This is a genomic window from Leifsonia sp. NPDC058230 (genome assembly GCF_042882245.1).
GTDB lineage: Bacteria > Actinomycetota > Actinomycetes > Actinomycetales > Microbacteriaceae > Leifsonia.
The window spans coordinates 471,326-479,485 of the sequence record NZ_JBHVWM010000005.1 but is presented as its reverse complement, the minus strand read 5'-3'; the positions used below and the strand labels follow the sequence as shown (position 1 = coordinate 479,485).

Below are 8,160 nucleotides of genomic sequence, written 5' to 3'. Positions count from 1 at the left end.
CGCGCCCCCCCCCTCTCCCGCCGCCGCCGCCGCCGGCCCCCCAGCGCGGGTGCCGGCGGCGGGCGCCCGCCCCCCCCCCCCCGCGACTCGACGGGCTATCCGGCCCGGCGGCGGGTTCGGCGAGCGACGAGCGCAGCGCCGAGGAGGGTCAGCACCGTGCCCCAGGCGGCGATGAGCCAGCCGTCGATGGCCGATCCCGTCTTCGCCAGGATCGCCGGCGGATCCGTCACGACCACGGCAGCGCAGGAGCTGTCCGGATCGTCACCACAAGCATCGCTGACGAGCGGAGGTGTCCACGGACCGACGGGCGGAGTGGTCACTGTCGCCCGGTTCACGAAGTCGCCCGCGTCCGCGAAGGACAGCGTCACCTGCAGTGCGATCCGATCGCCCTTCTGGAGCGCGGAGATCGGCCAGGTGACCACACCGTTCGTCTCGATTCCGCCCGCGCTCGACGAGACGTAGGTCGATCCCGCGGGGAGCGTGTCCACCACGTCGAAGTCGGTGGCATCGAGGGCTCCGACGTTGGCGACGGCGATCGTGTACGTCACCTCACCCCGCTGATCGACGGCTGCGGTGTTCGCGGTCTTCGCGATCGTGAGCTGGCCGAACTCGTAGGTGTTGGTGATCGTCACGATCTGCGCGCTCGGCACGGCGCCTCCGACTCCGGCCGGGCCGATGGCCACCGCGCCGGTACTGATGGAGCGTCCCGCCTCGCCGTAACTGCCCGGGGCACCCGCCTCGGCGACCGTGCAGTCGGCGCCGACGGGGATGCCGTCGATGCGCACTGTGTATCCCGTCGCCTTCGCGAGCACCGACGTCGCCGAGCTCCCCAGGTCGACCGGCGCCCCGGCGACGGTGCACGCGACATCCGCGAGGAACTCGTCGGGCGCCGCCGAGACCGCGCTGCCGGTCAGCAGCTTGTCGATCTGCAGCGGACCGGTCGCCAGCGTCACGCCCGCCTTCACGGGTGCGCGCCGCACCTCCCCGCCGCCGGTGAGAGCGGCGGTGGCGCCGAACTGGTTCCAGGCGAACGAGGCGGAAGACGCGATCGAGACAGGGGCTCCGTCGGTCTCGGTCGCCGTCGCCGGTCGGTTCACCGTGCGATACCGCGCGGTGACGATCCCGCCTGCTTCGAGCGTGTGCGTCGCGGTCGTCGAGAAGTCCATCGTCACGCGGATGCCGGTGACGGCCGACCAGTCGCCCGAGGCGGCGAACACGGTCGAGTCGATCCACTCGGCGGCGACCGGATGCGCGTCGCAGGTCGGGTCGGTCGGCCACGCGGTCGTGCCGGTCGAGGTCAGGCAGACGGAGTCCGCCGTCGTGACCTGCCAGGTGACCGTGGTTCCGGCCGGGGCGTCGTACGAGAGTCCGTAGGTCGGGTCGAACACCGGGCGGTAGGTGGATCCTCTGGAGGAGCCGGTGGCGAGCATCCGGTCACCCGTGTGCGGCAGCGGCTCGACGAAGACGAGGGAGTCGTAGGTCACCGTTCCGCTGTTGATCGCGCGCACCCGCCACTCGTCCGTCGCGCCGACGACGGTGTTCGCGGCGCACGGACTGGTGTAGTAGCCGTCGACGTCGGGGGTGCAGGTCGCTGCGGGCGCGCTCGGGTTGACCGCGCCGCTGACTGTGCGGTTCACGACGTCGCCCTTCACGCCCTTGACCGTGAACAGCGACGGGCCTGTCACCGGCTGCACGAAGTTGGTCGTGCCGCACTGGTTCGCGGCGAGCCCGCTGAGCGTGCCCTGACCGTTTCCGGAGGTGTTCGTGCACGCGATGAGAGTCTGAGCAGTGGTCACGACCAGCTGGTTGGTGGCCCGCTGGGTTCCGGACAGCCCGGGCTGCAGCACCAGACCGATCCCGATCGTGAACCGTTCGCCGGGCGACATGCGCGCGCCGCCGGCCGGCCAGGTCAGTGTCAGCCTGCCGGTGCCGGCGTCGAGGGCGACCGCCGGTGACAGCGAGAGCGTTCCGCCCGTCGTAGTGCTGAACGCCGGCGCCTCGCCGTCCCAGGCGAGGGATGCGGGCAGCGTGTCGACGAGGTCGGTCACGTCGAGGTAGCCCGTGCCGGTGTTGGCGAAGGTGACGGTCCAGGTGTTCGGGTCACCGACGCTCACCGTGTGCGTGTTCCCGGCGGGGGTCTTGGCGACGTCGAGGGAGAACGTACCGGGAAGCAGCAGGATGTCCGCGGTCGCGTCGTCGACCGCGTCGGCGAACACCGCGGGATCGTCGGTGCGGTGCGAGACCGCGGCGACCGTGTCGCTCAGCGTGGACGGGAACGCGATGGCCGAGCCGTCGCGTGCGGCGTCGAGCAGCTGCACGCGCAGCACGGCGCGGGCGGTGTAGTCGTCGGGCACGGCCATCCGGCTGAACAGCCCGCCGTCGGCCCGCATGAACACGAAACGGATGCCCGTGACCTGGTCGAGCGCGATCGTCGGCAGGGCGGCCGTCGCTGCCGGAGTCCCGGCGATCCAGGTCGCGCTCCCGCCGGTCTGCACGTCGACGCGAACCTGGTCGGCACCCGCCGGCATGGTCACGTCCGCGGCGTTGAAGGCGGTCAGCGTGAAGTTGTTCCAGAAGGCCTGGTCGTCATCCGTCACGGTCAGCTGGTTGGTGGCGACGGATGCGCTCCCCTGCGTGGCCGTGAGGGTGACGGCGACCGGGTTGTGGCGGTCGCGCTCGAGAAGGCTCGGCACCGAGAAGGACTTGGCCGCCGTGACATCGAGCACACCCGTGGTGAGGGTGAGGTCGGCGTCGTCGCTGTCGCTCGGTCGCGACTGCTGACCCGAGGGGTACAGCACCGGGTCGTAGCTCTGGCTGAACGCCTCCGTGTCGATGTGGATCGCCGTCACATCCTGGTCGGGATCGCTGCGCTGCGTGACGCGCACCTGCGTGCTCAGCGTCATCGTCAGCGGGGTGCCCGAGACGATGGAGCCTCCGTCTGCGGCGGGGTCGGTCCCCTGGTAGACGACGCTCACGCCGACGACGTCGAGCAGATCCGCCGGCGACAGTGCGGCTGCGGCGGTCATCGTGACGACGCTCGTGCTGAGCGTGCCGTCGGCGGCCCGGTGCCAGAGCGTCACAAGCGAGGCGTTCGCATCCACCTGATCCGCTGGAACGGAGAACGTGATCTTGGTGAGGTTCAGGCGCTCGTATGGACTCGTGTCGGTGTAGGTCTTCCCGGCGAACGGATCGGCCGCCCAGGCGGAGGCATCGGAGACGCAGTCGCCCATGGCACCGGTGGCGCAAGGCGACGGATCGGTCACGCGCAGGTAGGAGGCGCGCGAGGAAGAGCCGTTCGTCGCGACGACGGTGAAGTCGTTCCGCGGATAGTCGCCCGGGTCCACATCCGTGGACTTCGGCACGACGATCGTCGACCGTGCGCTCGTCTTCGTCACGTTGACGACGGGCGGGTGGTCGATGAGCGAGACGTTGTCCTCGGCGCCGACCGGACCGACCGGGCTGCCGTTCTGCACGCCCGAGACCGAGCTGCGGTTCCAGATCGCGCCGGCCTGGGTGTCGTTGAAGGTGCGGTGAGAGGTCACCCACGGATCCGAGGGGGTGGTGTCGACGCGGACGACGTTGCGCAACTGCCAGACGAGACCGAAGGAGCGCGTCTCGGTCGAGGAGACGGTGGCGATGCCCGAGCCGACAGGCGCGGTCAGCGCATCCGTGCTCGCGCGCCTCGCCGCGTCATCCGGTTCGACCGTGATGCGCACGCCCGTGGCGGTGGCCGACTCGGCGTCGGTGAGGGTGTAGCCCGCGAATCCGGATGCGGTCATCCAGTCGCCAGAGGGCTTCGGCACCGGCGTCCAGGCTCCGTTCCGGTAGAGCTCGATCGCCGTGACCTGATCCCAACGGAGAAGCGGCTGCGAGAGGAACGAGACGGGGGCGATCCGCTTCAGATCGAACGCGTTGAAGATGGTGGTGGCCGGTTGATCGGGGTTGCTCGCGGGGTCGCTCACGACGACGGAGCTGTAGCCGGTATCCGTCACACCCCAGTCGAGCACCGTGCCGGCCTGTTCGCCCGACTGCGAGTCGAGGATGTCGACCGAGCCGGTGAGGTCGGGCTTGGTCCACTTCTTCGACGCACCCAGTGATCCGTTGTCGCCGGAGTGCGTGACGATGGAGCCGGTCGCCGTTGCCGTAGCCTGGGTCGTCTTCACGCCGGGGCCGGCGGTCGCGTCTGCGGTGCCGAGGTTCTCGTAGACGCTCGGTGCCGCATCCGGAACCGACGTCGGCTGGCCGTCGGAGCGCAGAGTGGCGCGCGCCTGGAAGGTCACCGCCGGCGTGACCGGCGTGCCCTGGGCGAAGCCGTCGGCCTTCGTGAAGATGAAACGCACGCCGGTGATGTTCGCGATATCCGCTGCCGGGAACGTGGCACGGAAGATCTGCGCTGTCGCTCCGTCGCCGGCCGGGAGGGTCGTGTATGTCGTTCCGCCGTCGGTCGTGTACTCCACCTGAAGCGTCGCGCCGAGCGGCACCTGGGTGGGCGCCACGGCGATCGGGTTGAAGGCGTTGAAGAAGTCGCCGGCCGTGCCGTTGCGCCACTCGTCCGCGACCGTGATCGTGGTCGGCCGCACATAGGCGGAGTCGGTGGAGGTGGTGGTCGGCAGTTGGGCGACGACGGTCGCACCGGGGGCGACGGCGCCACCGGGCTTGAGCGACTTCGACAGGACGAGCTTGATCTCCGGGTAGAAGATCGTGAGCGGTGCGGTCGCGGATGCGGTTGCAGACCCGGCCGCGTTCGTTCCGCCGACCCCGAGCGTGTTGGTCACACCGACAGGGTCGCCGTCCACGGCGACGAAGTCGGAGGTCGGGGCGATCGCGAACTGCGCGGTGGCGGTCACACCGGCAGCGATGGCGCCGGTGTACTGGAGCTCGAAGCCGGTGAGGTGCGCGCCGGAGACGGCCGGGGCGGGAACGATCGGGGTTCCGCCGTTCGCGACCGGATCGGTCACCGGGGTTCCGGCCGAGAAGTACCAGACGATGCTCGCGCCGGTCGCGCCCGTCGGGTACGAGAGCGGGGCGGAGAACCCGCCGAAGGCGAGCGTGTCGGTGAAGTAGCCGAGGTCGCTGAGCGTCAGCGAGCTCAGCGGCCCGTTCGAGCCGTTCTTGCCGGTGATCGTCGCGGTCGCGGTGGTGCCAGCCGGGATGCGACTGGGCGAGATCGTCTTACCCGCGCTGACCTTCACGTTCAGCGCGCCGATTGTGTACGGCGCCTGTGCCTGCTTGGTGACGACGGCCTGACCCGGAACCGCGACAGAGCCGGACACCTTGTTCGTGACGGTGGCGCCGCTGACGAGGGAGGCGTTGCTGATGCGGTTCGTCGCGCGCTGCACGACGTTCACCGGAACGTCGGCCGCGCCGCCGACGGCGATCGTCGCGCCGGTCGAGCTGGTGAAGGTGAAGCGGAGGCCTGCGATATCGCCGGCGTTCACGCCGGCCGGGAGCTGGATGCCGGCCGCCGATGTCGGAGGACCGGTCGCCCAATGCCACGCCGTGGCGCCCGCGTTCGGCACGTAGGCATCGACCTGCACCGTGTCGGCGCCGGCGGGAAGCGTCACAGCTCCGAACCCGGCGAAGTCGACCACCGCGAACGGGTTGGCCGCGTCGAGCGTCGAGGCGGAGTCGTCGGCGGTGACGGGATCCTGAAGCGTGAGGCTGCTTGCGAGCACGTTCGAGGTGTTCTTCACCGTGAGATCGACCGTCGACGCCGTGCCCGGGGCGAACTGCTGGTTCGCGGGCGTCCAGGTCTTGCCCACCTGCACATCCGCCGCCACCGGGATGCTGACGGTCACGTCGGCCGTCGACGTCACCGTCGGTGCGGTGGACGAGGTCGCCGTCGCCGTGTTCGGAACGGCGACATCGTTGGAGGTCCAGGACGGCGTGAGACTCTGCGGAGCCTTCAGGGAGACCGTCACCAGGTACGTGCGGCCCGCGCCGATGCCGACACCGCCGGCCTCGAGCGCCTGTTCGAAGGTCACCTCGAGCAGGCAGTTCGCGCTGACGGTGGTCGAGCATCCGGTGAGCGTCTTCGTGGCCGGCTGGGAGGCCGGAGTCACCGAGGTGCCGAGAATTTCGAACCCGTCGAACTCTGCCGGAAGGGGATCGACGAGCTTGGCGTCGGCGCAGTCGTTGTCGTCGCAGCCGACCTGGATCGCGTACTGGAACTCGTCGCCGTTCGCGATCGTGACCGCCTTGACGTCGTTCACGGTCTTCTCGATCGTGAGCGAAGCATCCGCTGCGTATGCGGGCACTGCGAGCACGGTGCCGCCGACGAGGGCCACGACCAGGGCGACCGTCACTGCGCCGAAGCGCTTCAGACGCCACTTGGCGAGCGGCCGGGAGTCGCGATGCTTTCCTCTGGTTCGGTTCTCAGTGCGGTTCGGGTGATTTTGGGCAGGGGGGAACGCAAAAAGGGTCACGAATTCGGGTTCTCGGGTACACGGAGGTCGGGGTAACACCCGCGAGGAGAGGATCGGGTGAACCCTCTCAGCGAGTGACTCCCGGTTAGGGTCCCGGGAGTTTCCTCTGTCTTTCCTTTATATCGGCCGAGCGGTCGGGACTGGAAGGGTCTGTGTACCCCACTTTGTGGTGACAGTCCTCCAAATGGAGGACATAAAAAGGCCCCTCTCCGAAGAGAGGGGCCCGGTGTGCCGAACGTCTCAGGCGACGACCTGCACGTCCTTCCAGAACGCGACGTAGCCGCTGTAGTCCTGGCCGACGCGATCGAACGAGCTCGGGTACGGCGTGGGATAGCTCCACGCACGATCCTGCAGCAGCGCCTCTCCATCCTTCACGGAGAAGTACTGCGCCTCACCCTTCCACGGACAGGTGTAGGGCGTGGTGCTCTTCTCCAGGAACGCGGTGTTGACGCTCGCCGGCGGGAAATACCAATTGCCTTCGATGCGGACGAGCTCCGATTCGGGCGCTTCGGCGATCACGGTGTTGTTCAGAACAGCTTTCATAGATCAAAACCTCCACGAGCGCCAACGTGGCGCTCCGGCCGATCATTCCGAAGCTGTCGGCGCTCGCAGCACGCTCACAGAAGTCTCGGTGTCGACCCGGCCGAGCGGGGCGAGTTCGGCCGGCGTGCGACCGGCCGCGACCTGCTCCTGGCCCGAGACGGATGCGGTGAGCAGGTGAGCGACCGCACCTCGCAGTCCCGTGAATGCGGCGCACGCGACGGCGGCCTCCGGCGACGCGTAGTCGATGCCCGCCACGGCGAGCGCGTCGATCACCGCCCCGGCGCCCAGCTGGTCCTCGGCAGTGAAGCGGAGAGCTCCCGTCGGGGTCACCGCTCCTGCGGCCACGATCGAGACCATTGCACGACGGCCGAGGCGCACCTGCTCATCGAGAATCCAGCGCGCGACGGCGGATGCCGTGCTCAAGCCACCGGCGACGACGGCGGTCGAGGCGGGGAGCACGGCGAGGAGGGACGCGATCGGGGGCTCCTCGGCGGGCAGGACGTCGACCCAGACGACGATGTCGGCGTCCTGTCCGACCGTCGCAGCGCCGTCGACGCCCCAGTCGAAGCGGACCTGGTATTTGGTCTGCGCGTGCGCGGAGGTCTGCGCGTGCTGCGTGTTCTGAACTCGGGGCTGGGCGGTCGAAGGCTCGGTCACCGGGCCATCGTAGCCCGGCCGGAGCGACCTCTCGCGCGCGGGTCGTCCGGTGACGGCGGCCGCATCTGCTGCCGGATCACGTCGAAATCGTGCCGCGAGATCTCGATCACGCCGCGGCGGAGCTGGTAACCCCAGTTCGGATTGTCGCGAGTGAACTCGAGCACCGGCAGGAGGGGCCGGATGGGCGCCGAGACCGCCTCGTGCTCCCAGTCGACGCGGCGGCGCCATGGCAGGAAATCGCCCGCCGGACCGCGCATGGTCGCACCCTGGGTGGCCTGGAACACCTCATCATCGGCGATGCGGCCGATCGCCGTGAACTCCCGGAGCGGGTCGCCGTCGGGGTACGAGGTCTTCGGAGAGTAGTAGACGAAGCCGTCGGCCGTGTTCATCCGCGCCAGGGGTGCCTTCGCGCCGTGGTTCACCTGCGCGAACCCGCCCGCGACACCGCGCAGCACGTGCTCGCGCTGCACGACTCCGAGCCAGAACCGGATGGGCATGCTCCAGTTGTAGCGCATGCCCCCGTCACGAAAGACTG

At 69.5% G+C, this 8,160-nt stretch carries 4 protein-coding genes; all 4 read right to left on the bottom strand.

Annotated elements, in window-relative coordinates; translation table 11 throughout:
- Window positions 1–95: 95 nt before the first annotated feature.
- On the bottom strand, window positions 96–6,305 hold the full coding sequence (locus ACFVV0_RS18310; protein ID WP_387066336.1) for a DUF5979 domain-containing protein: 6,210 nt from the start codon (window positions 6,303–6,305) through the stop codon (window positions 96–98).
- Between the two features lie 360 nt (window positions 6,306–6,665).
- The gene (locus tag ACFVV0_RS18305; protein ID WP_387066334.1) at window positions 6,666–6,968 is read right to left on the bottom strand and encodes a DUF427 domain-containing protein; all 303 of its coding nucleotides are present in this window, start codon (window positions 6,966–6,968) and stop codon (window positions 6,666–6,668) included.
- A gap of 42 nt (window positions 6,969–7,010) precedes the next feature.
- The gene (locus ACFVV0_RS18300; protein ID WP_387066332.1) at window positions 7,011–7,625 is read right to left on the bottom strand and encodes a hypothetical protein; all 615 of its coding nucleotides are present in this window, start codon (window positions 7,623–7,625) and stop codon (window positions 7,011–7,013) included.
- Window positions 7,622–8,122, bottom strand: coding sequence for an EVE domain-containing protein (locus tag ACFVV0_RS18295; protein WP_387066330.1), 501 nt, complete (start codon window positions 8,120–8,122; stop codon window positions 7,622–7,624). The genes ACFVV0_RS18300 and ACFVV0_RS18295 overlap by 4 nt, the downstream gene beginning before the upstream one ends.
- Window positions 8,123–8,160 lie beyond the last annotated feature (38 nt).

Coding starts and splice junctions, on each gene's coding strand:
- ACFVV0_RS18305 (WP_387066334.1), bottom strand. CDS start 6,968: ATGAAAGCTGTTCTGAACAACACCGTGATCGCCGAAGCGCCCGAATCG.
- ACFVV0_RS18295 (WP_387066330.1), bottom strand. CDS start 8,122: ATGCCCATCCGGTTCTGGCTCGGAGTCGTGCAGCGCGAGCACGTGCTG.